The following is a 25,570-nucleotide window of genomic DNA, read 5'->3' as shown; positions in this document are numbered from 1 at the left end:
GAGGTACGGCGCACGCGGGCGCGGCCGAGATGTCCTCGCCCCGGCGTGGGATCACTTGGTCACGTAGACGACCGGGCTGGTGATCTTCAGGTTCTTGCTCTCCACGTACACGACATAGCTGTCCTTGGTGGAAGTGACGCGGCGCAGCGGGAACGACTCGCTCAGCCTGCCCAGCTCGTCGGCCTTCACCTCGCCGACCAGCTCCTCCTTCACCGGCTTGCCCTGGCTCACCCGGCGCATGTAGATGGACGCCGTCTCGTACGGGTCGTAGCCGTAGGCCGAGATGTTCAGGGAACCGTCCCTGGACACCGTGGTCTTGTCGACGACTACCTGCTCGCCCACGGTGTTCTCCGGGGTGCGCATATCGGTGACGGTCTTCTCGCCCTTGCCGTTCTTCAGGATGGTGAATCCGTCGAAGTGCTCGCCGTTGGCGTAGCGGGCCTCGAACCTGAGCTGGTCGTTCTGGACGTCGATGAGCTGGTAGAGCTGGGTGTTCTCGCTGTTGGCGACCGGCTCGGCACCGTTGCCGGTCCAGTTGGCGCCGTCGTTGAGCGCGTACATCTTGCCGCCGGAGACCGAGACGACATAGGTGACGCCGTTGTGCGTGGTGATGCTCTTGCGGTTCGCCGTCTTGTTGCCGCGGCCGTAGCTGTGGTCATGGCCCTGGAGCACCAGGTCGACGCCGTACTTCTCGAAGAGCGGGCCCCACTGGTCGCGCACGGCGGGGTTGTTGCGGGTGCCGGTCGTGGAGTAGACGGGGTGGTGGAAGGTGACCGTCGTCCACTTGTTGGGGTTGTCCTTGAGCAGCGCCTCCAGCCAGGCGGTCTGAGAGGCCATCAGCTGAGGGTTGCTCTGCACGTTGGAGTCCAGGGCGATGAAGCGCACGCCCTGGTAGTCCACGCTGTACGCGGTCTGCTTCAGCGCGGCGTCACCCGGGCCGTTGTCCGGATACGGGAACTGCGGGCGCCAGAAGCTCGACAGTCCGTTGCTGTACTCGTGGTTGCCCGGCACCGAGATGTTGTTGATCTGGGAGTCGATGAAGCCACCGGCCTTGTACCACTGGCCCCACTGCTCCTCGCTGTTGGCCGAGTCGATGAGGTCACCGGCGTTGACGATCACCTTGGCCTCGGGCCGGTCCGCGAACGCCTGGCGGAAGACACGGGGGACGGCCGAGTCGATGTAGTTCTGCGCGTCGCCGTAGTAGATGAAGGAGAACGGCTTCAGCTCCGCGGCGGCCGTGGTGAAGTCGGTCCACGCGCTCCAGTTGGTGCCGTCGCCCACCCGGTAGGTGTAGCGGGTGGCCGGCTTGAGACCGCTCAGCAGGGCGGTGTGGTACGTGGAGGCGTATCCCAGCGAGGTGTTGACGGAGCTGGTCGACTCGGCCGGGACCGTGGTGAGGGCGCCGGGCGCCGGGGCCACCTGGCCGAGCGCGCGCGGTGCCTCCAGGAACTGGGCCTGGGCGTTCGGGGCCGCCGCGTCGGCGCGCCAGGTCACCTTCTGGCTGGTGGACGGCGTGGTGGTGGGAGTGAGGAGGATACGGTCCGGCATCGCGGACGGCTTGTGGATCTCGGCCGCGGGGACCTTGACGGGCGCCGGCACATCGTCGCCGAAGGCGACGGGGCCGCCCACCACACCGGCGACGACCAGTGCGGCGACACCGATCGTGGTGATCTTCAGGCGCCGGGAGGCGTTGGCCCAGGGTCTTCTGACATCGCTTCTGACTTCGTTCACGAGGAGCTGTATCCCTTAAAGGAGGAAAAGATACGTTCCATGGCGGTTGCCTGGATTGCCAGGAATTTAAACAGAATTGATTGACGTTTTACTGTTCGTCGTATGTACGACGAACGAATCCGGATCAGCCTGTCGGCACACGGAAGTTTCCGTCGCCGTTCCGTTCACTGATCGCCCTCGGCCGTGCCCGCGGCCGTTGCCCGCAGGAACTCCGCTGTTCACCGGTGGCTGGCTGGATTCGTTTGGCCGGGGCCGCCCGCTCCTCGGGCTGCCTGCCCGTTCTCTCTCCTCAGGTGCCCGCCCATGCCCGTCGCCGTTGCCCGCCCCGCCACCGCCCGTCGCCGGACAACCCGTCTGCTGGCCGCCGTTCCGAGCCTGCTCGCGCTGGGCACTCTGCTGGTCGAGCCGTCGGCGGTCGCGGTGCACAAGGACGACACCTTCATCACGGCGGAGACGTCGGGCATCCTGCTGATCGAGGGCGCGGAGTGCTTCACCGATCCCACGTACTCGGTGACGGCGGACGAGAAGGTCGTGCTCTACCGCGCGTGCCGTGAGGGCGCGGCCAACCAGTCGTACGGCTTCCTGGAGGCCGAGGACGGCGCCTATGACCGTCCGGCGCTGGCGGACTTCGCGTGGCGTGGCTGCGAGCGCGGCTTCCGGGTCCACTGGACCAGCCGGGAGAAGTCCGGGCTCGACTTCTTTCCGATCCTGCCGACGGAGGAGACCTGGGCGGACGGCGACCGCGACATCATGTGCGCCGTCTACGATCCGCACGGCGATCTGAAGGCATCGGTGCTGCCGACGCTCTGACGGCGCGTCGGTACGTCGGTGCGTTGACGCGTTGGTGCGTCAGCGGTACGACGTACACGGCCCACAGCACGCGGCATACGAAAGGCCACCCGGGCGCCGGAGCGCGGATGGCCTTTCTTCCTGCCAGGGGAGCGGTAAGCGGTACGAAGATCAGCTCACCTTCTGCTCCCGTGCCTTCTGCTCTCGCGTCTCCTGCTCCCGCTCCACCTGCTCGTTCCACTCGCGCTTGACGGCGCGCCAGGCCTCGTCGCTCTGGCCGAGCCGCCAGTATCCCGACGCCGACAGCCGCTCGCGCGGGACGTTGCGCTCCAGCCGCAGATGACGGCGGAGGTCCCGTACAAAGCCGGCCTCGCCGTGTACAAAGGCATGGACATCACCCGCGGGGAACTCCAACTCCCGTACGGCGGCGACCAGCGCCTCACCGACCGGGCGGTCACCGCGGTGCAGCCAGGTGATCCCGGTGCCGTCCGGCGTCGTGACCTTCTGCTCCTCCTCGGGGCCGGAGACCTCGACGAAGGCATGCACGGGCGCGCCGGCCGGAAGCCGCTCCAGCGAGGCGGCGATCGCGGGCAGGGCGCTCTCGTCCCCGGCCAGCAGATGCCAGTCCGCCGCCGGGTCCGGTGCGTACGAGCCACCGGGCCCGAGGAACCGTACGGTCTCGCCCGGCCGCACCCGGGCCGCCCAGGGTCCGGCCAGGCCCTCGTCGCCGTGCACCACGAAGTCGACGGTCAGCTCGCCGGCGTCCCGGTCCCAGGCGCGCACCGTGTACGTACGGGTCGTGGGCCACTGGTCACGCGGGAACTCCGCGCGGATCCGCTCCATGTCGAACGGTTCGGGATAGGTCACACCGTCCGCGGCGAACAGCAGCTTGATGTAGTGGTCGGTGAACTCACCGGCCTCCAGTCCGGCCGACCCGTCACCGCCCAGAACGACACGCACCATATGCGGAGTGAGCCACTCGGTGCTCACGACCTGTGCCTCACGCGCCTTCGGTGCCCTGCGGGCCGGCTGTTCTGCCACGGTGGTCTCCCCAGACTCTGGTGATGCTTAGGCTTACCTAAGCTAACACCTCGGCCCGGGGACGGCCCTGCCGTGGACCTCAGCTCTTCAGTGTGACCAGAAGTCTCTGGAGCGCACCGCCGAGCCCCCACCGGGCGGCGAGCGCCTCGACCAGCGCCGGATCGCGCGGCTGCGAGGGCAGGGCCGGATCGAATTCCGGCAGCGGAACGTCCCCGGCGACCCGGACCACCGTGGGCGCGACCGCCACATAATCCCGGGCCTCGTCCAGCCGCTTGCGCTGCGAAGGAGTGAGCTTCGAGCGCGGATCGTCCACCGCCGCCATGATCCCGGCCAGATCGCCGAAGGCGTCCAGCAGCTTGGCCGCGGTCTTCTCGCCGATTCCCGGCACACCGGGCAGTCCGTCGCTCGGATCGCCGCGCAGCAGCGCCAGATCGACATACCCGGGCCCGTCGACTCCGTACTTCTCGCGCAGCACCGCCTCGTCGGTGAGCTGGAGCGTGCCCACGCCCTTCAGCGGATAGAGCACCCGGACACCACGGGCGTCGTCCACGAGCTGATAGAGATCGCGGTCGCCGGTGACGATGTCCACCGGGCCCGTCGCCCGGCCGGCGAGCGTGCCGATCACATCGTCCGCCTCGTATCCCGCGACGCCGATCCGGGCGATACCGAGCGCGTCGAGCACCGCCTCGATGACCGGGACCTGTGGCGTGAGCGTGTCCGGAGTCTTCTCCTCGTCGGGTCCTTCCGCCCGCTCCTCGGCCACCCGATGGGCCTTGTACGACGGGATCAGCTCCACCCGCCACTGAGGCCGCCAGTCCGCGTCCATGCAGGCCACCAGCTCGTCGGGCCGATGGTCCTGGACCAGGCGTGCGATGAAGTCGAGCAGCCCGCGCACCGCGTTGACCGGGGTGCCGTCCGGGGCCCGTACGGAGTCGGGAACCCCGAAATAGGCCCGGAAGTAGAGGGAAGCGGTGTCGAGGAGCATCAGGCGTCGCGTCACAACCCCGATGATGCCCCAGCCCACTGACAGTCGCCGCCGACAGACAGCCGGCGCCTGCCGACCACCTGCCGACCGCCCTGGCGGAATGACCGCAAGAGCGGTCAAAGACAGTCACAGGCTGTCATCGCTCCCTCTGCGGAAGGGAATTTCACGCCGATGTCGCCCGATCCGCTGTGACCTGGGCCACTAAATCGTTTGGCTCGTGTAACCAAGGGCAGGCGCGCCCCCGGAGCGAACCCGGGCGCATCTTCCATGGCCACAGCGGGTGCGGCGGGCCGAACCCGCTCGTTCCACGGCCTGCCCGCGGGGGTGTGCGGGCCGTATCCGTTCAACGCGTGAGGTATATGTGTCCAGGCTGCAAGCCGACCATCTGTACAAGGTCTTCGGCAGACAACCCGACGAAGCCGTGTCCCTGCTGAAGAACGGTACGGACCGTGACGAGCTGCGGGCGGCCGGCACGACGGCAGCGGTCATCGACGCCTCCTTCTCGGTCGAGCCGGGCCAGATCTTCGTCGTCATGGGTCTGTCGGGATCCGGCAAGTCCACGCTGCTGCGCATGCTCAACGGGCTGCTCGAACCCACCTCGGGACGGGTCCTCTTCGACGGCCAGGACCTGACCGCCCTGAGTCCGCAGGAGCTGCGCCAGGTCCGCTCCACCAGGATCAGCATGGTCTTCCAGCACTTCGCGCTGTTTCCGCACCGCAGTGTCCTGGAGAACGCCGCGTACGGGCTGGAAGTGCAGGGCGTACCGCGCGCGGAGCGTGCGAAGCGCGCCGCCGAGGCGCTGGAGCTCACCGGTCTGGGCGGCTGGGAGACGTCCTGGCCGGACGAGCTGTCCGGCGGTATGCAGCAGCGCGTCGGCCTCGCCCGTGCCCTCGCCACCGACGCCGATCTGCTGCTGATGGACGAGTCCTTCAGCGCGCTCGACCCACTGATCCGCCGCGATATGCAGGATCAGCTCCTCGAACTCCAGAAGCGCCTCAAGAAGACCATCGTGTTCATCACCCATGACCTCAACGAGGCCATGCGCCTCGGTGACCGGATCGCCGTGATGCGCGACGGCGAGATCGTCCAGCAGGGCAGCGCCGAGGACATCCTCGTCACTCCCGCCAACGACTATGTCGCCTCCTTCACCAAGGACGTCGACCGCTCCCGGGTGCTCACGGCCGGTGCGATCATGTCCGATCCCGAAACCGTCTACGGCACGCGTACGGACGACGGCAGAGAACTCCTCACCGCCGAGGACGTCCTGTCCGCCGCGCCCGCCGGTGTGGTCGAGTCGACCCCGATCAGCGAGCTGTTCACGCCCTGCTCCACCAGCGGAGTCGCGGTCGCCGTCACCGACGGCAAGGGCAAACTCGTCGGAGTGGTGCCGCGCGCCCGGCTGCTGGCCGTACTCGGCGAGCCGATGGTGCCCGTACCCGCGCAGTCCTCCGCCGCAGGCAAGGCGGTCACCCGTGCCTAGGTTCCGTCTCGGCGACGGTGTCGACTCCGCCGTCGACTTCCTCCAGCGCCATCTCTCCTGGCTGTTCGACGCGATCGGCTCGATCGTCTCCGGAATGTACGACGGCATCGACGCGGTGCTCTCCGCGCCGGAGCCGCTGCTCCTCGCGGGCATCCTCGCCGTCCTCGCCTGGTGGCTGCGCAGCCTGGTCGCGGGCGTCCTCACCTTCGCCGGCTTCGCCCTGATCGACTCCGTCGAGCTGTGGGACGACTCGATGGCGACTCTCTCGCTGGTACTCGTCTCGACCATCGTGACGCTGCTGATCGCGGTCCCGCTGGGCGTCTGGGCCGCGCGCTCCAGAACGGTCAGCTCGCTCACCCGGCCGGTGCTCGACTTCATGCAGACCATGCCCGCCATGGTCTATCTGATCCCGGGAGTCTTCTTCTTCGGTGTCGGAGTGGTTCCCGGCATCATCGCCACGATCATCTTCTCGCTGCCGCCCGGCGTCCGGATGACCGAGCTGGGCATCCGTCAGGTCGACGGAGAACTGGTCGAGGCCGCCGAGGCGTTCGGCACCAGCCCGCGCAACACACTGCTGCGCGTACAGCTTCCGCTGGCCCTCCAGACGATCATGGCCGGTATCAATCAGGTCATCATGCTGGGCCTGTCCATGGTGGTCATCGCGGGCATGGTCGGCGGCGGCGGACTCGGCGGCGCCGTCTACCGCGCCATCGGCAATGTCGATATCGGCCTCGGCTTCGAGGCGGGTGTCTCCGTCGTCATCCTGGCGATGTATCTGGACCGGATCACCGGTGCCCTCAGCCTCCAGGTCTCGCCGGTCGGCCGCCGCGCGCTGGCCAGGGCGAAGGAGCTGACGGGCGGAGTGAAGCTCTGGAACCACCGTCCGCAGCCCGTCGTCGTCCTCGCGGGAGTGGTCGTGCTCGCGCTCGTCGCGGGCGGCATCGGCCTGTTCGGCGGCTCCTCGCCCGCCACGAACACCGCCTCCGACGCCGGGAACGTCGGCCAGGGCAAGAAGATCAGCATGGGATACATCCCATGGGACGAGGGCATCGCCTCCACCTTCCTCTGGAAGGAGCTGCTGGAGCGGCGCGGTTTCGAGGTCGACGCCAGGCAGTACGAGGCCGGTTCCCTCTACACCGGCCAGGCGGGCGGCCAGATCGATATCCAGACCGACTCCTGGCTGCCGGTCACGCATGCCGCGTACTGGGCGAAGTACAAGAACGGTCTGGAGGACCTGGGCTCCTGGTACGACCAGACCTCGCTGGAGCTCTCCGTGCCCGCCTATGTGAAGGGCTTCGACTCCCTCGACGACCTCAAGGGCAAGGGCTCCACCTTCAAGGGCCGGATCATCGGCATCGAGCCCAGCGCGGGCGAGATGGGCCTGCTCAAGGACAAGGTCCTCAAGCAGTACGGCCTGGAGGACGAGTACACCCTGGTCGACGGCTCCACGCCCGGCATGCTGGCCGAGCTGAAGCGCGCGTACCAGAAGAAGGAACCTGTCGTCGTCGTGCTCTGGTCGCCGCACTGGGCATACAGCACATACGACCTCACCAAGCTGAAGGACCCGAGGAAGGCCTTCGGCGCGGAGAGCGACGGTGTCCACACCCTGGCCCGCAAGGGTTTCTCCGCCGACCATCCGCAGGCCGCGTCCTGGCTGAAGGACTTCACGATGAGCGAGGAACAGCTCACCGGACTTGAGGCGCGGATCCAGTCGATCGGCAAGGGGAAGGAGCAGGAGGCCGTACGGGCCTGGCTCAAGGACCATCCCGGTCTCGCCGACCGGTGGACTCCGGTCGGCGGCGCGGACAAGGCGGCGGGCGCGTCCCACCCGCTTCCCGGCTGTCGGGCAGATGCCGGGGCTCGGGCAGATGCCGGGGCTCTTTGCGAATCACCCGCCGACGCGCATTATTGACCCCGGGGGCCGCCTGCTTCCCTCGCCCGTGTGTTCGTACCGCCCGGGGTTCGGCAGCGGGTGAGGCAGGACAGCTCTTGTACTGGCGTCAACTCTGAGAAGATGACGATCCGGTCGGGAGGGAGCCAGTCATGGACGACAAGGAAGCGCTCAGGGTGGGCGCGGCCGTCCGCAGGCGGCGCAGGTCCCTGGGCCTGACCCTGGCGGCGGTCGCCGCCCGTAGCGGACTGTCGGTGCCCTTCCTCAGCCAGATCGAGAACGAGCGCGCCCGGCCGAGCACCCGGTCACTGGAACGGGTGGCGGACGCCCTGGAGACGACGCCCGCACGGCTGCACGCCGCCGCCGACTCCGCGCGCACGGTCGATGTCGTACGGGCCGCCGACACCGGGCCCGGCGTCCGGCGGGTGGTCCGGGGCGGACATCAGCTCAACGCCAAGGAATTCACCGGCGAGCAGGACACGGGCCGGGAGTACCAGCACCGCAACGACGAGATCATGTACATCGCCGACGGCGCCGCCGAGGTCGAGGCCGAGGGCCGTGCCTACCGGCTGGAGCGCGGTGACACGCTGTATCTCTCCGGTGGCGTACGGCACCGCTGGCGGGCCACCGAGCCCGGCACCCGCATCCTTGTCGTCGCCGTCGCCGAGCACATCGACGCGACCGTCGATCCACGGCGCTGAGCGGCCGGCCGCCGCACTGGTCGGCGGGCGGTTTCTCGTGCGGTACGGCTTCTTACGCGGTACGGGCTCTCATGCCGTACGGGCTCTTACGCGGTACTGGCCGTCGCCGACCGAGGCGCGGGCGGTGCTGCGAGCAGCGCTCCGCCGATCAGCCCGCGCAGTGTGTGCCAACCGGCCACCGCCCAGGCCGTCACCAGCAGTACGTACAGGCCCACCGCCAGCCATTCCAGCGCCACCAGACCGGTACGGCCGGCCAGCGCCTCGGTGCCCGTCACACACGTACCGACCGGGAAGGTGAAGGCCCACCAGGCCATCGTGAACCGCATTCCGTGCCGGGCGGCCCGCACCACCAGGGCCGCCGCCAGCGCCAGCCACAGCAGCGCGAATCCCAGCACCGGCACGCCGTACACCACCGCGAAGGCGCCCAGCGCCCGCGCGTACGGAGCGCCGACCGCTCCGGGCGCCGCCTCGGCGAGCCTGCCGACCGCTGTGACGGACTGTCCCAGCGGGCCGAGCACCAGAAAGAGCGCCGGAGTCAGCGCGAGCGGCAGCGGGCCATGGAGCAGCAGTCGGCCGAAGAGCAGCGGGAGCAAGGTCAGCGTCGCGAGCAGACTGAGGCCGAACAGCGCATAGCAGCCGAACAGCAGCGTCTCGCGCCCTTGGCCCACCGGCAGATACGGCACCAGCGAGGCGCCGACCGCCGCGGAGACCATGGGCGGCACCACCGCCAGCAGCCACCCCGGCGACACCTCGCCAGGGCCCGGACGATGGCGTACGACCAGCAGATACGGAATGGCCACGGCGAACACAAGGCCCAGGGCCGTGCCCACGCCGAAGAGTGCCGCGTCCATGACGACCGCCGCGCGCTCCCCGAGCACATCACGGCCCACGGCCAGCGTGGCGGCCCCGACGGCCAGCGGCGCCATCGCCAGACAGCCGTAGAACGGCGCCATGGCCGGATCACGGAGCTGGGCACGCGCCCGGTCGCGGTGGCACAGCCAGTGTCCCGCGCGGGCGGTCAGCAGCACGGCGAGCGCCACCACGGAGAGCGCCCAGACCGCCACACAGCCGGCCCGCAGTCCCGGGACATCCACGGGCAGCCCGGCACCTGCGGTGGCCACGATCGCGGGCCCCATCACCGTCGCGTACCAGTTCGGTCCGAGATGGCGGAGCCACGGCAGCCGTGGCCGCACCCGAGGGACGGCGCGCGGACCGCCGGTGGCGGAGGGATACGCCCTGGTGGGATGCGTGAGAGTGGCCATGCCTCCACCCTCGCGTCCGCCCACGGCCCCCACCAGGCCCGTTGTCGCTATGAGGTCATAACCTGGAGTTATGACCAATGCTCCGCACTCCGACCGCGCCATGGCTCATCTCGCCGCGCCAGGCGCCGTGCCTCTGGCCCACCGGGTGCCCGATCTCGGCGCTCTGGAGCTGCTGCTCGCGGTCGCCCTCGGCAGCCTCGGCCGGGCCGCCCGTGAGCTGGGCATCAGCCAGCCCGCCGCCAGCGGCCGTATCCGGGCCATGGAGCGGCTCCTCGGAGTGGCACTGGTGGACCGCTCACCGCGCGGCTCCCGGCTCACCGACGCCGGGGCCCTGGTCACCGACTGGGCCGGACGCGTGGTGGAGGCGGCCGAGGCCTTCGACGCCGGAGCGCAGGCGCTGCGCGGCCGCAGGGACTCACGGCTGCGCGTGGCCGCCAGTATGACGATCGCCGAGTATCTGCTGCCCGGCTGGCTGGTGGCGCTCCGCAGGGCCCGGCCGGACACCGCGGTCTCCCTGCGCGCGGGCAATTCCGCGGCGGTCGCCGAGCGGCTGCTCGCCCATGAGGCCGATCTCGGTTTCGTGGAGGGCACGGCCGCGCCCGAGGGCCTCGACTCGGCGGTCATCGGCCATGACCGGCTGCTGGTGGTCGCCGCACCTGGTCATCCCTGGGCCCGCCGCCGTGGCCCGATCGATCCGGCGGAACTGGCCGGGACAGCGCTGATCCTGCGGGAACCCGGCTCCGGCACCCGTCAGGTGCTGGACGCCGGGCTCGCTCCGTACGGCGGAGTGGCCGAGCCGCTGCTCGAACTCGCCTCCACCACCGCGCTCAAGGCCGCTGCCGTGAGCGGCGCGGGACCGTGCGTACTGAGCGAACTCGCGGTCGGCGAGGAGCTGGCCGCCCACCGGCTCGTCAGAGTGCCGGTGGAGGGCATACGGCTCCGCCGTGATCTGCGCGCGGTCTGGCCGGTCGGCATCCGGCCCGTGGGCCCGGCCCGCGATCTGCTCTCCCTGACGCGCGGCGTCCCGGACTGAGTACGCCGGGGATTCAGGTGCCCGTGGCCCGTGACGCGGCGGCCCGGACCAGCGCGCTCACCACACGCGTGTCGTCGGCCATCTCGGGATGCCACTGCACACCCAGCGCCCAGTGCGGCTCCGGCAGTTCGACCGCCTCGACCGTGCCGTCCGCCGCGAACGCCGACACGGTGAGTCCCTCACCCAGCCGGTCCACCGTCTGGTGATGGTGTGTCGGTACGGCGAACTCCTCCGGCACCAGAGCGCCGTAGCGGGTGCCGGGCACCGGCTTCACCGGATGCTCGCCGAAGGTGCCCTTGACCGGCGAGGTGTGTCCCTCCACATGCTGGACGAGCGTCCCGCCCAGCGCCACATTGAGCAACTGCATGCCACGGCAGATCCCCAGCAGCGGTGTGCCGGACGCCAGAGCGGCGTCGATCAGGGCCAGTTCCCAGGCGTCCCGCTCCCGGGCAGGCGGCCCGGTACGAGGGTGCGGCTCGGCTCCGTACCGTACGGGCTCCACATCGGGACCGCCCGCGATCACCACACCGTCGAGCCTGGCCACCACCGAGGCAGCGGCGTCCGGGCCGTCCGGCGGAAGCATCGCGGCGAGCCCGCCGGCCCGCTGGACGATTCTGGGATAACCGGCCGGCAGCAGCGCCGCCGGCAGCTCCCAGACGCCCCATGCGGCGGACTTCTCCAGATAGGTGCTGATCCCGATGAGCGGTTTCATGGCGTCCCGGTCCTTCCGTGAGTGCCGGATGCTGTCCTCAGCCGCGTTCGAGTTCGGCCTCGGCGGCGGCCAGGGCCGCGAACTCCTCCTCGGGAGCAGCCGCGACCAGCCGGTGCCGACTGTAGAAGGTGAAGTACGCGAGAGCGACGACATAGACGCCCAGCGCGATGAACGCGGCGTCCTTGTCCACCAGGAACGTTGCCACCAGCGCCGACAGGGCCAGTACGAACGCGGCGCCGGAGGTGAGCATGCCGCCCGGTGTGCGGTACGGCCGGGCCAGCCCCGGCTCACGGCGGCGCAGCACCAGATGGGACAGGGCCATCAGCGCATACGAGATGGTGGCGCCGAACACCGCCACATTCAGCATCCGCCCGCCGTCGCCGGTGCCCGCCGCCAGCGCGAAACCGATTGCGCCCGGGATCAGCAGCCCCAGATAGGGAGCTTTGCGGGCACTGGTCAGGGAGAGGAAGCGAGGCAGATAGCCCGCCCGGGAGAGGGCGAAGAGCTGCCGTGATCCGGCGTAGATGAGCGAGAAGAAGGAGGCGACGAGACCGGCGAGGCCCGCGTAGTTGACGAACCGGCTCAGCGCGGTCGGATCGCCGTCTCCTTGGAGCGCGACCACCAGCGGATTGCCCGCGTCCTGGACGGCGGCCGAGCCGCGTGCGCCCGTCGCGGCGAAGAAGGTGATCAGCGCGAGCAGGACCAGCACACCCATGGAGATCGACAGCGCCCTCGGCATCGAACGCACCGGATCCTTGGCCTCCTCGGCGGCCAGCGGCACTCCCTCCACCCCGAGGAAGAACCACATACCGAACGGGAAGGCCGCCCAGATGCCCAGCACGCCGTACGGCAGCCAGGACCCGGAGCCGAACGCGTCCTGGTCGACCGGGATGTCATTGAGCCCGCTCGCGTCGAACTCGGTGAACGCGCCGACCGCGAAGATCAGCAGCGCCGCCACCGCGATGGCCGTCACCACGAGGCTGAAGCGCAGCGCCTCGCCGACGCCCCAGAGATGGATCCCTATGAAGATCGCGAAGCAGGCCAGATAGACCGGCCAGTCGGCCGTCAGCCCGAAGAGATTGAGCGACTCGACATAGTCACCGATGAAGATCGAGATGGCGGCCGGCGCGAGGATGTACTCGATCAGGATGGCCGTACCGGTCAGAAAGCCGCCCCAGGTGCCGAGCGCGCGCCGGGCGAAGCCATAACCGCCGCCCGCGGTGGGCAGGATGGCGGAGAGTTCGGCGAGGGAGAAGACCAGACAGGCGTACATGACACCCATCAGCAGTGTGGCGATGGCGAGACCGCCGAAGCCTCCCTCGGAGAGACCGATGTTCCAGCCCGAGAAGTCACCGGAGACGACATAGGCGACACCGAGACCGGTGAGCAGCAGCCAGCCGGCGCTGCCCCGGCGCAGCGCGCGCCGTCGCAGATAGTCGGCGTCCTGTTGGGCCGTGTCGGCCGGGACGGCCGTCGGGATGCGCGAGTCGGTGCCGTCGGACATGAGCAGCTCCTGCCTCGGGGTAAAGGTGTGAGGGCATACCTTTGCGCTCCTGATGGCCGCGCGCAAGACTCGTGCGTTAAACGGCTGTTACGGCTACGGCCGTCACCGCTTCCGTTCCGGCACGGCCCGCGCTCAGGTCAGAAAGCCGCGCAGCAGTGCGGCCGTACCGCCGCAGTGCTCACGCGCGATCTCGCGTGCCGCGTCCGCGTCCTGGTCGAGCACCGCCTCGACCAGCGCCGTGTGCTGCCGCTGCGAGTGCTCCAGATTCCGGACGAGCAGCGGGATGCAGTCCAGCAGATCGTTGACCGTCGCCCGCACGGCCGCGTACTGGGCGGTCAGCGTCGCGGAGCCGGACAGCTCGGCGAGCGTGAGATGGAACAGCGTGTCCAGCCTGCGGTACTCCATGAGCGGCGCGTCGTGTGTCGCGGCCAGCGCCGAGCGCAGCCGCCCGGCCCGCTGACCGGTCAGCCCGTCCGTCGCGCACAGTTCCGCCGCGCCCGCCTCCAGCACCTCGCGAAAACGCAGGACGTCCTCGATGTCCACGCCGGCCACCCGCCGGCGCAGCTCCTCCTCGGCGCCGCCGACCGGAGTGTCGGGTCTGGGCCGTACGAACGTCCCGCCGTATCTGCCTCGCCGGCTCTCCAGCAGCCCTTGGTCCTGGAGCACCTTGAGCACCTCGCGCAGTGTCACCCGGCTGATCCGCAGCCGGTCCGCGAGCTCCCGCTCGGCGGGCAGCCGTTCGCCGCCCGCCACCAGACCGAGCCTGACGACCTGGAGGATCTGCTCCAGCGCCTCCTCGAAGCCGTTTCCCGCCCGCACGGGCCGCAGCACCGGAGTCAGCGGGTCCATCGGCTCGTTCTTCTTCGCCACGTCGCCGATTCCCCTTCCCAACCAAAGGTCTCCAGGAATACCTTATGGCTTCCGGCTGACCGAAGGAGGAGTAATCCCGTGGCAGACCGCACATCCCCGCTCGCCGTCGACAAGCTGCGCATCCTCGTGGAGAGCGGTGAGATCGACACGGTGGTCCTGGCGTTCCCCGATATGCAGGGCCGGCTCCAGGGCAAGCGGTTCGCCGCGCGCTTCTTCGTCGACGACGTCCTGGAGCACGGCGCCGAGGGCTGCAACTATCTCCTCGCCGTCGACACCGATATGAACACCGTCGACGGATACGCGATGTCCTCCTGGGACACCGGCTACGGCGACTTCGCCATGCGCCCGGACCTCACCACACTGCGCCGGCTGCCCTGGAACGAGGGCACCGCGATGGTCATGGCGGACCTCGCCTGGAGCGACGGCTCACCCGTTGTCGCGGCTCCCCGCCAGATCCTCCGCCGTCAGCTCGACCGGCTCGCCGAGTACGGCTACACCGCGCATGTCGGCACGGAGCTGGAGTTCATCGTCTTCAAGGACACCTATGAACAGGCCTGGGACAGCGGCTACCGCGGGCTGACTCCCGCCAACCAGTACAACGTCGACTACTCCGTCCTCGGCACCGGCCGGATCGAACCGCTGCTGCGCCGGATCCGCAACGAGATGGCCGGCGCCGGACTGACCGTCGAATCCGCGAAGGGCGAGTGCAATCCCGGCCAGCACGAGATCGCCTTCAAGTACGACGAAGCCCTCGTCACCTGTGACCAGCACGCCATTTACAAGACCGGTGCCAAGGAGATCGCCTCCCAGGAAGGCGTCTCGCTCACCTTCATGGCCAAGTTCAACGAGCGCGAGGGCAACTCCTGCCATATCCATCTCTCGCTCCAGGACAAGCACGGCACCAATGTCATGGCCGGGGACGGGCCGGACGGGATGTCGCCCGTGATGCGCCACTTCCTGGCGGGCCAGCTCGCCGCGCTCCGTGACTTCTCCCTGCTGTACGCGCCGACCATCAACGCGTACAAGCGCTTCCAGCCGGGCTCCTTCGCGCCCACCGCCGTCGCCTGGGGCCATGACAACCGCACCTGTTCGCTGCGGGTCGTCGGCCATGGCCGGTCCCTGCGCTTCGAGAACCGGCTGCCCGGCGGAGACGTCAACCCGTATCTCGCCGTCGCCGGAATGGTCGCCGCAGGGCTGTACGGCATCGAGAACGCACTGGAACTCCCCGAGGCATGCGAGGGCAATGCCTACGCCGCCGCCTACGACCAGGTCCCGACCACCCTGCGCGAGGCCGCCGAGCTCTGGGAGAACAGCACTCTCACGCACGCGGCCTTCGGCGACGACGTCGTGGCGCACTACAGCAATATGGCCCGTGTCGAGGTGAAGGCCTTCGACGCCGCGGTGACCGACTGGGAGCTTCGCCGCTCCTTCGAACGTCTGTGAGGAACGACGTGCACGCACATCATGCCGCCGGACATCTTGTTCTCAACCCGGCCACCGGCGAGACCGTCGCCACGGTCCCGGCGACCACTCCGGCCCAGGTCGACACGGCCGTACGGAGGGCCTCGGCGGCCCAGCTCCGATGGGCGGCCCTGGCTCCCGCCGAGCGCGCCCGGCTGCTGCGCCGCTTCGCCGTCGTCGTCGACGAGCACATCGAGGAACTGGCCCGGATGGAGGTCGGCGAGGCGGGCCACACCCTCGGGAACGCCCGCTGGGAGGCCGGCAATGTCCGCGATCTCCTCGACTACTGCGCCGGAGGAGTGGAGCGGCTGAGCGGCCGGCAGATTCCCGTGGCCGGAGGGCTCGACATCACGCTGCTGGAGCCGCTCGGTGTCGTCGGAGTGATCGCTCCCTGGAACTTCCCCATGCCCATCGCCGCCTGGGGCACGGCTCCGGCCCTCGCCGCGGGCAATGCCGTACTCCTCAAACCCGCCGAGACCACGCCGCTGACCGCGCTGCGGCTGGCCGAACTCGCCCTGGAGGCAGGGCTTCCCGAGCATCTCTTCCAGGTCCTGCCAGGCGCCGGCGATGTGGCGGGCAACGCGCTGGTCGAGCATCCCGGAGTCGCCAAGATTGTCTTCACCGGCTCCACCCGTGTCGGCAAGCAGATCATGGCCAAATGCGCTGCCCTGGTGAAGCGCGTGACGCTTGAACTCGGCGGCAAGAGCCCCAATATCGTCTTCGCCGACTCCGATCTCGAACAGGCCGCCGCCACCGCCCCGATGGCGTTCCTCGACAACGCGGGCCAGGACTGCTGCGCCCGCACCCGAATCCTCGTCCAGCGCGAGGTCCACGACCGGTTCCTGGAACTCCTCGCGCTGGCCGTCGAGTCGGTCGTCGTCGGCGACCCGTCCGACGAGAGGACCCAGATGGGCCCGCTGATCTCGGCCGTCCAACTGGAGCGCGTACGGTCATATGTCCCCGAGGGCGTCAAGGCCATCCGCGGCAGCGCTCCCGGCGGCCCCGGTTTCTGGTTCCCGCCGACCGTCCTCACCGATGTGGAACCGGACGCGCCGGTCGCGACCGAGGAGGTCTTCGGGCCGGTCGCCGTCGTCCTGCCCTTCGAGGACGAGGCGGACGCCGTCCGGCTGGCCAACGCCACCGACTACGGCCTCGCCGGATCAATCTGGACCCGCGATCTCGGCCGAGCCCTGCGGGTCTCGCGCGCCGTCGCCGCGGGCAATCTGTCCGTCAACTCCCACAGCAGCGTCCGCTACGGGACTCCGTTCGGCGGCTACAAACAGTCCGGACTCGGCCGTGAACTGGGCCCCGACGCCCTCGCCGCCTTCACCGAAACCAAGAACGTCTTCATCAGCACGGAGGCCTGAGCCATCATGACCGCCCCCACCAACGACACCGTCTGCCGCCGACTGGTCGGCCGTACCGCCGTGATCACCGGAGCCGGCAGCGGCATCGGGCTGGCCACCGCGCGCCGGCTCGCCTCAGAGGGCGCGCACCTCGTCTGCGGAGACATCGACGAGACCGCGGGCAAGGCCGCCGCCGACGCCGTCGGCGGGACCTTCGTACAGGTCGATGTCACCCGCGCCGACGAGGTCGACGCGCTCTTCAAGACGGCGTACGACACCTATGGCAGCGTCGATATTGCCTTCAACAATGCCGGTATCTCACCGCCCGAGGACGACTCGATCCTCACCACGGACCTCGACGCGTGGAAGCGCGTGCAGGACGTCAATCTCACCTCCGTCTATCTGTGCTGCAAGGCCGCCATCCCTTATATGCGGCGCCAGAGGAAGGGATCCATCATCAATACGGCGTCCTTCGTGGCACGGATGGGCGCGGCGACCTCGCAGATCTCCTACACCGCGTCCAAGGGAGGCGTGCTCGCGATGTCCCGTGAGCTGGGAGTGCAGTTCGCCCGTGAGGGAATCCGGGTGAACGCGCTCTGCCCGGGGCCGGTCAACACCCCGCTGCTCCAGGAGCTGTTCGCCAAGGACCCGGAGCGGGCCGCGCGCCGGCTGGTGCATATCCCGGTGGGCCGGTTCGCCGAGGCGGACGAGATCGCGGCGGCGGTCGCCTTTCTCGCCAGCGACGATGCGTCGTTCGTGAACGCCACGGACTTCCTGGTCGACGGCGGTATCTCCGGCGCCTACGTCACCCCGCTCTAGACCAGGACCAGGGCCAGGCCAAGACCATGGTCAGGAGCTGAGCTGTGCCGGTCCCGTCCTCCCCTCACCGGCGGGGACGGGACCGCGCGTCGGCCGCGAGGTCAGAGGAACGTACGGCCCTCGCCCCTGTAGGTGGGTGCGGTCGCCACCACGCGGTCGCCCTCCACCAGATGCAGTGTGTCGAACCGCTCGCACAGCTCACCGGCCTTGGCATGCCGGAACCACACCTTGTCGCCGATCAGCAGATCGTCGGCCGCCGATCCGAGCAGTGGCGTCTGCACCTCACCGGCGCCCTCCTGTCCGTCGTAACGGAGCCCTTCGGGCAGATACGGCACCGGCAGCCGGTCCCGGCCCGCCGCCCCGGACGCCGGATAGCCACCGCCGAGCACGGTCACCACACCGACGCCGGGCCTGCGGACGACGGGCTGGGCGAAGAGCGCCGCCGGACGGCCCGTGAACGATGTGTAGTTGTCAAAGAGCCGTGGAACATAGAGCCCGGAGCCCGCGGCGATCTCCGTCACGGCATCCTCTGCCGCTGTGTGCTGCACACTGCCCGTGCCGCCGCCATTGACGAACTCCAGCTCCGGGGCGACGGTCCGTACGGCACGCACCACCGCGGCGCGCCGCTCCGTCAGCTCTTTGCGTGCCGCGGACTGCATCAGCCGAATCGCCCGCGAGCGCAGCGGCTGTCCTGCCAGGGCGTCCCCGACCCCGGCGATGTGGCCTTCGTAGGCCATGAGCCCGACCAGCCGGAATCCGGGGCGCCGGGCTATATGTCTGGCCAGCTCGGCCAGTTGGGCCGGCTCGCGCAGCGGGGAACGTCGTGCACCAATCCTGACCCGGCCGCCGAACAGCCGCAAGGATGTGTCCAGTTCCAGACAGATCCGGAACTCTTCCTTCCCGCCGCCGCGTGCCGCGTCGATCAGATCGAGATGCGCCGGATCGTCGATCATCACGGTGACGGCTGCGGCGAGCTTGGGATCGGCGGCGAGTTCCGCGAAGGCGGCACGGTCGGCGGACGGATAGGCGAGGAGTACGTCCTCGAATCCGGCGCGCGCCAGCCACAGCGACTCGGCGAGTGTGAACGACATGATCCCCGCGAAGCCATCGCGTGCCAGTACCCGTTCGAGCAGCGCCCGGCAGCGTACCGACTTGCTGGCCACCCGGATCGGCTTGCCTCCGGCACGGCGTACGAGATCGTCGGCGTTGGCGTCGAAGGCGTCGAGATCGACAAGCGCGAGCGGGGCGTCGAGATGAGCGGTGGCCCGGTCGTACCGGGCCCGGTCGGTGGCGCGCGGAGTCATGGGCCGAGCTTGCCAGACGTGATTACCGCACGGTAGGGGGATGATCTGGGCAGATCGACCCGGGCCTCCGCGCTCGTTCCCGCCGGGCCTGTCCAAGCCCGTAGAGTGACGCACACGCAGCGGCGAACGGGCCCGTCCCGTACGGCGGGACCGGTATGCGCGGGACCGGCGTGCGCGGGTTTCCGGTGCGCGGTGGATGAGTCTGTACGGCGTCACAGGGGGGCGGATGAGCACCGAAGCACGACGCGCTCCCGTACCACCACGTCCCACGACACCACCGGCGGCACCTCCGGCCCAGCCCGGACCGGCCGCCCCGGAGACAGTCCCACCACGGATACCGCCGCCGCCCTCGGTCCCGCCGCCGGCCGCCCCGGTTCCATCGGTCGGCGCCCCAAGGCCCCGTGGCGAGAGCCGTCCCACCGCCGAACCTCCGCAGGACGAGATCACCACCCGGCTGCGCGTCGTATCGCCGGCCCCGGCCCCGGTCCCGCTTCCACCGCCGCGTGTACCGCCCGCGCCATGGAGCCGACCCTTCGACGGAACCGGAACCGGAACCGGGCTCGGAATCGGCCTCACGCCAGGGCCCGAGTCGCCGATGGAGACCACCACCCGGCTGCGGCCCGTGCCCGCCAGGCGCCCGGTCAGAACGGCCGCCGCCATCACCTGTGTCGTGCTCGGCCTCGGGCTCATCGGAGGCGCCGTCACCGGCAGTTGGCTGACCGGCAACTCCGCCGCAGAACCCGCCGCCCAAGACACGTACACCACCGCGCGCGCCCTGTGGCACAGCGTCCCCGTCGACACACTCTTTCCCTCCGAGCTCACGGGCGACGGTGCCGGGCCCGGCGGCGCGGACCGCGAGTGGACCAGGATCGGTGTCGCGCCCGACAGCGGCTGCGCCGGCACCCTCGATCCTCTGCTGCTGGGCACCCTGCGCCCGGTCGGCTGCGCGCGCGTGCTGCGCGCCACGTACGCCGACGCCACCTCCACCAGCGTCACCACCGTAGGGCTTGTCTTCACCGACGCCGAGCCCGCCGGGATGGACGCCCTGAGCACGCGGTTCCGCACCGAGCGGCTCACCGAACGCACCGATCTGATGCCTCTGACCTTTCCCGTCGAGGGCACCGTCGCCGCAGCATTCGGTCCCGCGCAGCGCGCGAGCTGGACGGTGAGCGTCCTCACCGAGGCACCCGTCGTCGTGTACGCGGTCTCCGGCTTCGCGGACGGACGTACCGTCACCACGCCTCAGCCCGTCGACAAGGCCATGGCCAAGGGCGCCACGTCCGCACCCGCGCAGGCCGGGCTCGGCCATGAGGCCAAGGGCATCGCGGACCGAATCGAACGAGGACTGCGTACGGCCGTGAGCGCGGGCACGGTGGTCCCTTGATGAGGCTGACGCCAGCATCCCGTACGCCCCGCTCATCCCGTATGCCTGGCAGCCCCCGGCGACGTCACCGTCTCGCCGCCGTGGCCGCCGCCGCGTCCTTCCTGCTCCTCGTCCCCGCCACCTCCGCACACGCCGACGCCATACGCGCTCAGCAGTGGGCCCTCGACGCCCTGCACACCGAGCAGGCCTGGCGTAAGTCCCAGGGCAGCGGTGTCACCGTCGCGGTGCTCGACACCGGCGTCGACGGCACCCATCCCGATCTCGAAGGACAGGTGCTGCCCGGCAAGGATCTGATCGGCTTCGGCGCCACCGAAGGCGACCGCTCCTTCGCCCGGCACGGCACCGCCATGGCCGGCATCATCGCCGGACACGGCCATGGGTACGAACGCTCGGAGGGCGTCCTCGGGATCGCGCCCGAGGCGAAGATCCTTCCCGTACGCGTGATCCTCGAAGGCACCGATCCCGCCCGCGCCAAGGCCCGTAACTCCAAGGGCGGCGCACTCGCCGAGGGCATCCGCTGGGCCGCCGACAACGGCGCCGACGTCATCAATCTCTCCCTCGGCGACGACAGCGAGTCGGCCCATCCGGAGCCGGGCGAGGACGCGGCCGTCCAGTACGCGCTCGCCAAGGGCGCGGTCGTCGTCGCGTCGGCCGGCAACGGCGGCGAGAAGGGCGACCACATCTCGTATCCCGCGGCCTATCCCGGAGTGATCGCGGTGGCGGCCGTCGACCGCTACGGCACACACGCCGCGTTCTCCACCAGCCGCTGGTACGCCACCGTCAGCGCACCGGGTGTCGATGTGGTGATAGCGGATCCGGACCGCCGCTACTACGAGGGCTGGGGCACCAGCGCCGCCGCCGCGTTCGTCTCCGGCGCCGTCGCGCTCGTACGCTCCGCGTACCCCGATCTCACGCCCGCCCAGATCAAGAAGCTTCTCGCGGACACCGCGCGCGACGCGCCCCAGGGCGGCCGTGACGATGCCCGTGGGTACGGTCTCGTCGATCCGGCCGCCGCCATCGAGGCCGGTGCCGAACTGCCGCGTACGGATCTGCGGGGCCAGGCCACCGGATACGGCAAGCGGTACTTCGGCAGCGGGCCCGCCGTACCGCGCGTGGAGCCGGAACCGGCCGCCTGGCTCGCGCCGACGGCCGGCGGGATCGGCGCGGTGCTGCTGGCCTGTGCGGTGGTGCTCTGGCGCGGCGGTGTCAGACGCTTCGGCGCATACGGCGTACGGCACTGACGGCGGCTGTCTCGACCCGGGCGATGCCCGTGTCCAGGGACGTATGACCGTCGGAGAGCACGGCGATCAGACAGCCGTCCGCCCGGCCCACCGAATGGACCACCCACAGACCGCTCGCCGTCCTCGGCAGCCAGCCGTTCTTCAGCGCCCAGTCGCCGCCTGCCGCAGAAACGCCCCAGTCCTGTCCCGGTACCACCCGCTCCATCAGCCCCGCGATGAACCGCCGCGACCGTACGTCCAGGACTGAGCCCGTCCGCGCTTCCGCGCCCGCCTCCACGCTTGTCTGCGAGCCGGGCCCGGGCCCCGAACCGGTACCGAACACGGCCTTCAGCAGCGTGAGCTGATCGCGCGCGGTGGTCCGCGTCAGCCCCCAGGCGGGCGCCGCCGAGGTCCGCGCCATACCGAGCCGCGCATACGCCGAGTCCAGCCCGGCCGGCCCACCGGCCGACGCGCGCAGCTCCGTCGCCGCGTCATTGTCGCTGCGCTCGATCATGGCCGCCGCGAGCCGCCGCTCCTCGGCCGTCAGCCATCGCCCGGCATCCCGCGCCCGCAGTAGCAGCGCCGCCAGGATCGCGAGTTTCACCACGCTGGCGCAGGCGTAGGTACGGTCCTCGCCGTACGCCGCCTCGCGCCCGTCGGCCATGTCGTACACCGCGACGGAGAGATCCACTGGACGACCGTACGTCCTCTCCCGGACTAGGTTCCGCCTACCCGATCACGTCCCCCGGCGACCGGGGCCTAGGCCGTGTCTGCCACATCCCGTCTGGCTCGCGACGCCTGGCACGCACGCTCGCCGCGTTGTCGGAGTCAGCCGAGTACGTCCAGTACACGGCTGATCCTCCGCCTTGCGATCGCACGCACCAGCCGCCGTGAGCCCCGCCCTGCGGGCGGACGACGCTATGTGGCAGACACGGCCTAGGCTCGACCCGTGACGCTCAAGAACATTCCCGACTCCGGTTTCTCCGACGACGACGGCACCGCCGATCCCGTGCTGACGGCGGCACTCGCCGCCTGGGCCGTGGACCGGTCGGCGGAGCCACAGGTCCTCAGCGCGCTCAGGGACGCCCGGCTGCTGGTTCCCGTCGTCGCCGTGCTCGGTGAGAGCGAGGAGGACGAACGAGGGCTGCGCCACGAGAAGACCAGCGACATGGCCGTGCCGACGCTGACGGCGGGCGACCGCCGCGCGCTGCCCGCCTTCACCTCCACCGAGACGCTGGCCCGCTGGGATCCCGGGGCCCGGCCCGTCGCCGTACCGCTGCACCAGGCGCTCCGGGCCGCCGCACACGAGAAGGCCGATACGGTCGTGCTCGATCTCGCCGGGCCCGTGCCGTACCAGCTCACCGGGCCCGCGCTGCTCGCCCTCGCCGAGGGCCGTACGAGCGCCGATCCGCTCGACGATCCCGCCGTGACCGGAGCGGTGCGCTCCGTGGCCGCCGCCGAGCCCGCGGTGCTCCGGGCGTATCTCGGTCCCGGCAGCGCGGACGGCACTCTCGCGCTGGTCCTGGACCCGGCCGTGCCTCCGGCCGAGGCGGCCCGCAGGATCGCCGGGTCCCTCGCGGCCGACGATGTGCTGAGGGCCCGCCTGGTACGCGGACTCGACCTGGCTCTGCTGCCGGCCGAGGCCACGCCACCGGGCGAGCCCCTGTTCGTACGTCAGTAATTACGTCGCGACGGCGCGGAATCAGCCGTAGACCGGGCCCGTGTACTTTTCGCCCGGGCCCTGTCCCGGCTCGTCAGGGACGACCGACGCCTCACGGAACGCGAGCTGGAGCGACTTCAGCCCGTCCCGCAGCGGCGCCGCGTGGAACGAGCTGATCTCCGTCGCGCTCGCGTCCATCAGCCCGGCCAGCGCGTGGACCAGCTTCCGCGCCTCGTCCAGGTCCTTGTGCTCCTCGCCGTCCTCGGTCAGACCGAGTTTCACGGCCGCCGCGCTCATCAGATTCACCGCGACCGTGACGATCACCTCGACGGCCGGAACCTCCGCGATGTCGCGGGTCATGGCGTCGAAGCCGGGGGACTCTTGGGGGGAGGTGGCGTCACTCATGCCCCATACGATAGGCGTACATGAGGCAGGGCCCGCCCGCGGGAGCCGGACGAGCCGGGACGGGCCGACGAGAGAGCCGGACGAGCCGACGAGAGCCGACCGGGGCCTGGGGCCCGGAGCCCGTGGGAGTCACTGGGTTCGCCCCCGCTCCGGGGAGCTGCTAACCTTGCGTTACGACCGGCCGGACATCCTTATGCCCGGCCCACAAGTGGAGGCTCCGATCTCCCACCTGGCTGCCCCTCAGGGGCGGCGGGTCACCGGTCAGGTGGTGCCCATCGTTCCGTACGGACGATGGAGCCGCCCGACGCGCCCCGTGGTACATGCGCGGCGGTGCTCCGGTAGTCAGAAGGAGCCCTGCCTGTGTGCCGTCCGGGGCATTTTTCGTGTTCCGCCGCGGTTGGTCCCTAGGAAAACAGACGTTACGCGGCTGTCTGCCAGACAGTCGTGTGGTGCTACCGAGGAGGATCCATCAGCGCCGAGCCCCGCATCAACGACCGGATTCGCGTTCCCGAAGTGCGACTTGTCGGTCCCAGTGGCGAGCAGGTGGGCATCGTGCCGCTCGCCAAGGCCCTGGAGCTTGCGCAGGAGTACGACCTGGACCTGGTCGAGGTCGCGGCGAACGCCCGTCCGCCCGTGTGCAAGCTCATGGACTACGGGAAGTTCAAGTACGAGTCGGCCATGAAGGCCCGTGAGGCGCGCAAGAACCAGGCGCACACGGTCATCAAGGAGATGAAGCTCCGGCCCAAGATCGACCCGCACGACTATGACACCAAGAAGGGTCATGTCGTCCGGTTCCTCAAGCAGGGTGACAAGGTCAAGATCACGATCATGTTCCGTGGTCGTGAGCAGTCCCGCCCGGAGCTGGGCTTCCGGCTGCTCCAGCGGCTCGCGTCCGACGTCGAGGAACTCGGCTTCATCGAGTCGAACCCGAAGCAGGACGGCCGGAACATGATCATGGTTCTTGGCCCGCACAAGAAGAAGACCGAGGCCATGGCCGAGGCCCGTGAGGCACAGGCCGCCCGCAAGGCCGAGCGCCAGGGCAGCACGCACGAGGAGTCCGCGGACACCACCGTGGAGGCTCCGGCCGAGGCATCGTCCGACGCCTGACCCGAGGGATGCCATCCAGGCGGCCCACGGCTCCGGTCCGGAACCACACACCAGAGATCTGACGCTCCCGCGCGCCGGCTGGCCACAGTCGGCTGGGAGCGCCACTGACGAGGAGAGAACGGCGCTATGCCGAAGAACAAGACGCACAGCGGTGCCAGCAAGCGCTTCAAGATCACCGGCTCCGGCAAGGTGCTGCGCGAGCGGGCCGGCAAGCGCCACCTGCTCGAGCACAAGTCGTCCAAGCTGACGCGTCGCCTCACCGGCAACGCCGAGATGGCCCCGGGCGACGCCAAGAAGATCAAGAAGCTTCTCGGCAAGTGATGTCGCGGCCCCCGGTGACCGGGGGCGCGCCAACAGGACCGGGACCTATTCGTTTCCGGGCCGTGTGAGTCCAACCACGGCCCCGCTACAAGGAGTTAACACGTGGCACGCGTCAAGCGGGCAGTCAACGCCCACAAGAAGCGCCGGGCAATTCTGGAGCAGGCCAGCGGTTACCGCGGCCAGCGCTCGCGCCTGTACCGCAAGGCGAAGGAGCAGGTCACCCACTCCCTCGTCTACAACTACAACGACCGCAAGAAGCGCAAGGGCGACTTCCGGCAGCTCTGGATCCAGCGCATCAACGCCGCTGCCCGCGCCAACGGCATCACGTACAACCGTTTCATCCAGGGTCTGAAGGCCGCCAACGTCGAGGTGGACCGCAAGATCCTCGCCGAGCTGGCCGTCAATGACGCCGGTGCGTTCGCCGCGCTGGTCGAGGTCGCGCAGAAGGCCCTTCCGAGCGATGTCAACGCCCCGAAGGCCGCTGCCTGATCTCCGTCAGGCCGTCTCTCCTTCACACCGGACCCGCAGGCACCGCGCCTGCGGG

The 25,570-nt window shown here is 69.9% G+C and carries 24 protein-coding genes; 14 read left to right on the top strand and 10 right to left on the bottom strand.

The window, feature by feature from the left end:
- Window positions 1-51: 51 nt before the first annotated feature.
- A complete protein-coding gene (locus ACFV6H_RS09450; protein ID WP_385540125.1) occupies window positions 52-1,731 on the bottom strand; it encodes a fibronectin type III domain-containing protein in 1,680 nt (559 codons plus the stop codon).
- 303 nt (window positions 1,732-2,034) lie between these two features.
- On the opposite strand from ACFV6H_RS09450, the gene ACFV6H_RS09445 reads away from it, so the two are divergent.
- Complete coding sequence (locus tag ACFV6H_RS09445; protein ID WP_384976586.1) at window positions 2,035-2,541, top strand: hypothetical protein; 507 nt, start codon at window positions 2,035-2,037, stop codon at window positions 2,539-2,541.
- Window positions 2,542-2,691: 150 nt separating this feature from the next.
- Here the strand turns inward: ACFV6H_RS09445 and ACFV6H_RS09440 are convergent, their stop codons facing one another.
- Both ACFV6H_RS09440 and ACFV6H_RS09435 read right to left on the bottom strand, forming a co-directional pair.
- The gene (locus ACFV6H_RS09440) at window positions 2,692-3,561 is read right to left on the bottom strand and encodes a siderophore-interacting protein (protein WP_385540123.1); all 870 of its coding nucleotides are present in this window, start codon (window positions 3,559-3,561) and stop codon (window positions 2,692-2,694) included.
- A 79-nt stretch (window positions 3,562-3,640) separates the two neighbouring features.
- Window positions 3,641-4,546 carry a 5'-3' exonuclease H3TH domain-containing protein gene (locus ACFV6H_RS09435; RefSeq protein WP_385540410.1) on the bottom strand — a complete coding sequence of 302 codons (906 nt, stop codon included), beginning with the start codon at window positions 4,544-4,546 and terminating at the stop codon, window positions 3,641-3,643.
- Window positions 4,547-4,907: 361 nt separating this feature from the next.
- Here ACFV6H_RS09435 and ACFV6H_RS09430 point away from each other — a divergent pair, with 361 nt between their 5' ends.
- The 3 genes from ACFV6H_RS09430 (at window position 4,908) to ACFV6H_RS09420 (ending at window position 8,618) form a co-directional block, all read left to right on the top strand.
- Window positions 4,908-6,026 carry a glycine betaine/L-proline ABC transporter ATP-binding protein gene (locus tag ACFV6H_RS09430; RefSeq protein WP_385540121.1) on the top strand — a complete coding sequence of 373 codons (1,119 nt, stop codon included), beginning with the start codon at window positions 4,908-4,910 and terminating at the stop codon, window positions 6,024-6,026.
- Window positions 6,019-7,938, top strand: a complete 1,920-nt coding sequence (locus ACFV6H_RS09425) for an ABC transporter permease/substrate binding protein (RefSeq protein ID WP_385540119.1) — start codon at window positions 6,019-6,021, stop codon at window positions 7,936-7,938. Before ACFV6H_RS09430 ends, ACFV6H_RS09425 begins: the two co-directional genes overlap by 8 nt.
- A 131-nt stretch (window positions 7,939-8,069) precedes the next feature.
- Window positions 8,070-8,618, top strand: a complete 549-nt coding sequence (locus ACFV6H_RS09420; protein ID WP_385540117.1) for a helix-turn-helix domain-containing protein — start codon at window positions 8,070-8,072, stop codon at window positions 8,616-8,618.
- Between the two features lie 86 nt (window positions 8,619-8,704).
- Here ACFV6H_RS09420 and ACFV6H_RS09415 read toward each other — a convergent pair whose 3' ends face one another.
- Complete coding sequence (locus ACFV6H_RS09415) at window positions 8,705-9,880, bottom strand: TDT family transporter (protein WP_385540115.1); 1,176 nt, start codon at window positions 9,878-9,880, stop codon at window positions 8,705-8,707.
- A 100-nt stretch (window positions 9,881-9,980) separates the two neighbouring features.
- On the opposite strand from ACFV6H_RS09415, the gene ACFV6H_RS09410 reads away from it, so the two are divergent.
- Entirely contained in the window at window positions 9,981-10,913 is a 933-nt protein-coding gene (locus ACFV6H_RS09410; RefSeq protein ID WP_385540408.1) for a LysR family transcriptional regulator, read from the top strand.
- A 13-nt stretch (window positions 10,914-10,926) separates the two neighbouring features.
- Here ACFV6H_RS09410 and ACFV6H_RS09405 read toward each other — a convergent pair whose 3' ends face one another.
- The 3 genes from ACFV6H_RS09405 to ACFV6H_RS09395 form a co-directional block, all read right to left on the bottom strand.
- The gene (locus ACFV6H_RS09405; RefSeq protein ID WP_385540113.1) at window positions 10,927-11,625 is read right to left on the bottom strand and encodes a gamma-glutamyl-gamma-aminobutyrate hydrolase family protein; all 699 of its coding nucleotides are present in this window, start codon (window positions 11,623-11,625) and stop codon (window positions 10,927-10,929) included.
- Window positions 11,626-11,662: 37 nt separating this feature from the next.
- Window positions 11,663-13,129: an ethanolamine permease gene (eat, locus tag ACFV6H_RS09400; protein ID WP_385540111.1), complete on the bottom strand. Its 1,467-nt coding sequence runs from the start codon at window positions 13,127-13,129 to the stop codon at window positions 11,663-11,665.
- A gap of 132 nt (window positions 13,130-13,261) precedes the next feature.
- Window positions 13,262-13,978, bottom strand: coding sequence for a FadR/GntR family transcriptional regulator (locus ACFV6H_RS09395; protein ID WP_385540406.1), 717 nt, complete (start codon window positions 13,976-13,978; stop codon window positions 13,262-13,264).
- 99 nt (window positions 13,979-14,077) lie between these two features.
- Between ACFV6H_RS09395 and ACFV6H_RS09390 the strand changes: the two genes are divergently transcribed.
- The 3 genes from ACFV6H_RS09390 to ACFV6H_RS09380 are packed head-to-tail and all read left to right on the top strand — an operon-like array spanning window position 14,078 to window position 17,625.
- Entirely contained in the window at window positions 14,078-15,442 is a 1,365-nt protein-coding gene (locus ACFV6H_RS09390; protein ID WP_385540109.1) for a glutamine synthetase family protein, read from the top strand.
- A gap of 8 nt (window positions 15,443-15,450) precedes the next feature.
- Window positions 15,451-16,827 (top strand): aldehyde dehydrogenase family protein, encoded by a 1,377-nt coding sequence (locus ACFV6H_RS09385; RefSeq protein ID WP_385540107.1) that lies wholly within the window; start codon window positions 15,451-15,453, stop codon window positions 16,825-16,827.
- A gap of 6 nt (window positions 16,828-16,833) precedes the next feature.
- Window positions 16,834-17,625, top strand: coding sequence for a 3-oxoacyl-ACP reductase (locus ACFV6H_RS09380; RefSeq protein WP_385540105.1), 792 nt, complete (start codon window positions 16,834-16,836; stop codon window positions 17,623-17,625).
- A gap of 101 nt (window positions 17,626-17,726) precedes the next feature.
- Here the strand turns inward: ACFV6H_RS09380 and ACFV6H_RS09375 are convergent, their stop codons facing one another.
- Window positions 17,727-18,929 carry an amino acid deaminase/aldolase gene (locus tag ACFV6H_RS09375; RefSeq protein ID WP_384976565.1) on the bottom strand — a complete coding sequence of 401 codons (1,203 nt, stop codon included), beginning with the start codon at window positions 18,927-18,929 and terminating at the stop codon, window positions 17,727-17,729.
- Window positions 18,930-19,524: 595 nt separating this feature from the next.
- Here ACFV6H_RS09375 and ACFV6H_RS09370 point away from each other — a divergent pair.
- Together ACFV6H_RS09370 and mycP are read left to right on the top strand one after the other, a co-directional pair.
- The gene (locus ACFV6H_RS09370; protein WP_385540103.1) at window positions 19,525-20,313 is read left to right on the top strand and encodes a hypothetical protein; all 789 of its coding nucleotides are present in this window, start codon (window positions 19,525-19,527) and stop codon (window positions 20,311-20,313) included.
- Window positions 20,314-20,354: 41 nt separating this feature from the next.
- Window positions 20,355-21,554 (top strand): type VII secretion-associated serine protease mycosin, encoded by a 1,200-nt coding sequence (gene mycP / locus ACFV6H_RS09365; protein ID WP_385540101.1) that lies wholly within the window; start codon window positions 20,355-20,357, stop codon window positions 21,552-21,554.
- On the opposite strand, the gene ACFV6H_RS09360 is transcribed toward mycP, so the two are convergent.
- Window positions 21,520-22,224, bottom strand: a complete 705-nt coding sequence (locus ACFV6H_RS09360) for a serine hydrolase (RefSeq protein ID WP_385540099.1) — start codon at window positions 22,222-22,224, stop codon at window positions 21,520-21,522. The genes mycP and ACFV6H_RS09360 overlap by 35 nt on opposite strands.
- 258 nt (window positions 22,225-22,482) lie before the next feature.
- Between ACFV6H_RS09360 and ACFV6H_RS09355 the strand changes: the two genes are divergently transcribed.
- Window positions 22,483-23,214 carry an SseB family protein gene (locus ACFV6H_RS09355; RefSeq protein ID WP_385540097.1) on the top strand — a complete coding sequence of 244 codons (732 nt, stop codon included), beginning with the start codon at window positions 22,483-22,485 and terminating at the stop codon, window positions 23,212-23,214.
- 21 nt (window positions 23,215-23,235) lie between these two features.
- Here ACFV6H_RS09355 and ACFV6H_RS09350 read toward each other — a convergent pair whose 3' ends face one another.
- A complete protein-coding gene (locus ACFV6H_RS09350; protein ID WP_066950965.1) occupies window positions 23,236-23,598 on the bottom strand; it encodes a DUF1844 domain-containing protein in 363 nt (120 codons plus the stop codon).
- Between the two features lie 444 nt (window positions 23,599-24,042).
- Here ACFV6H_RS09350 and infC point away from each other — a divergent pair, with 444 nt between their 5' ends.
- From infC to rplT, 3 genes are all read left to right on the top strand, one after another.
- Window positions 24,043-24,705 (top strand): translation initiation factor IF-3, encoded by a 663-nt coding sequence (infC, locus tag ACFV6H_RS09345; RefSeq protein ID WP_093602668.1) that lies wholly within the window; start codon window positions 24,043-24,045, stop codon window positions 24,703-24,705.
- Between the two features lie 126 nt (window positions 24,706-24,831).
- Window positions 24,832-25,026, top strand: coding sequence for a 50S ribosomal protein L35 (gene rpmI, locus ACFV6H_RS09340; RefSeq protein WP_046504486.1), 195 nt, complete (start codon window positions 24,832-24,834; stop codon window positions 25,024-25,026).
- 102 nt (window positions 25,027-25,128) lie between these two features.
- Window positions 25,129-25,515, top strand: coding sequence for a 50S ribosomal protein L20 (gene rplT / locus ACFV6H_RS09335; protein WP_066950970.1), 387 nt, complete (start codon window positions 25,129-25,131; stop codon window positions 25,513-25,515).
- Window positions 25,516-25,570: the final 55 nt, after the last annotated feature.

The organism is Streptomyces sp. NPDC059743 (assembly GCF_042732975.1).
In the GTDB taxonomy this organism is placed as follows: Bacteria; Actinomycetota; Actinomycetes; order Streptomycetales; family Streptomycetaceae; genus Streptomyces.
This window is presented reverse-complemented; position numbering and strand designations above follow the sequence as displayed.

Coding starts and splice junctions, on each gene's coding strand:
- ACFV6H_RS09395 (WP_385540406.1), bottom strand. CDS start 13,978: ATGGACCCGCTGACTCCGGTGCTGCGGCCCGTGCGGGCGGGAAACGGC.
- ACFV6H_RS09375 (WP_384976565.1), bottom strand. CDS start 18,929: ATGACTCCGCGCGCCACCGACCGGGCCCGGTACGACCGGGCCACCGCT.
- ACFV6H_RS09435 (WP_385540410.1), bottom strand. CDS start 4,546: ATGCTCCTCGACACCGCTTCCCTCTACTTCCGGGCCTATTTCGGGGTT.
- mycP (WP_385540101.1), top strand. CDS start 20,355: ATGCCTGGCAGCCCCCGGCGACGTCACCGTCTCGCCGCCGTGGCCGCC.
- ACFV6H_RS09415 (WP_385540115.1), bottom strand. CDS start 9,880: ATGGCCACTCTCACGCATCCCACCAGGGCGTATCCCTCCGCCACCGGC.
- ACFV6H_RS09380 (WP_385540105.1), top strand. CDS start 16,834: ATGACCGCCCCCACCAACGACACCGTCTGCCGCCGACTGGTCGGCCGT.
- rpmI (WP_046504486.1), top strand. CDS start 24,832: ATGCCGAAGAACAAGACGCACAGCGGTGCCAGCAAGCGCTTCAAGATC.
- ACFV6H_RS09445 (WP_384976586.1), top strand. CDS start 2,035: ATGCCCGTCGCCGTTGCCCGCCCCGCCACCGCCCGTCGCCGGACAACC.
- ACFV6H_RS09410 (WP_385540408.1), top strand. CDS start 9,981: ATGGCTCATCTCGCCGCGCCAGGCGCCGTGCCTCTGGCCCACCGGGTG.
- ACFV6H_RS09420 (WP_385540117.1), top strand. CDS start 8,070: ATGGACGACAAGGAAGCGCTCAGGGTGGGCGCGGCCGTCCGCAGGCGG.
- ACFV6H_RS09405 (WP_385540113.1), bottom strand. CDS start 11,625: ATGAAACCGCTCATCGGGATCAGCACCTATCTGGAGAAGTCCGCCGCA.
- ACFV6H_RS09370 (WP_385540103.1), top strand. CDS start 19,525: ATGGAGACCACCACCCGGCTGCGGCCCGTGCCCGCCAGGCGCCCGGTC.
- ACFV6H_RS09350 (WP_066950965.1), bottom strand. CDS start 23,598: ATGAGTGACGCCACCTCCCCCCAAGAGTCCCCCGGCTTCGACGCCATG.
- eat (WP_385540111.1), bottom strand. CDS start 13,129: ATGTCCGACGGCACCGACTCGCGCATCCCGACGGCCGTCCCGGCCGAC.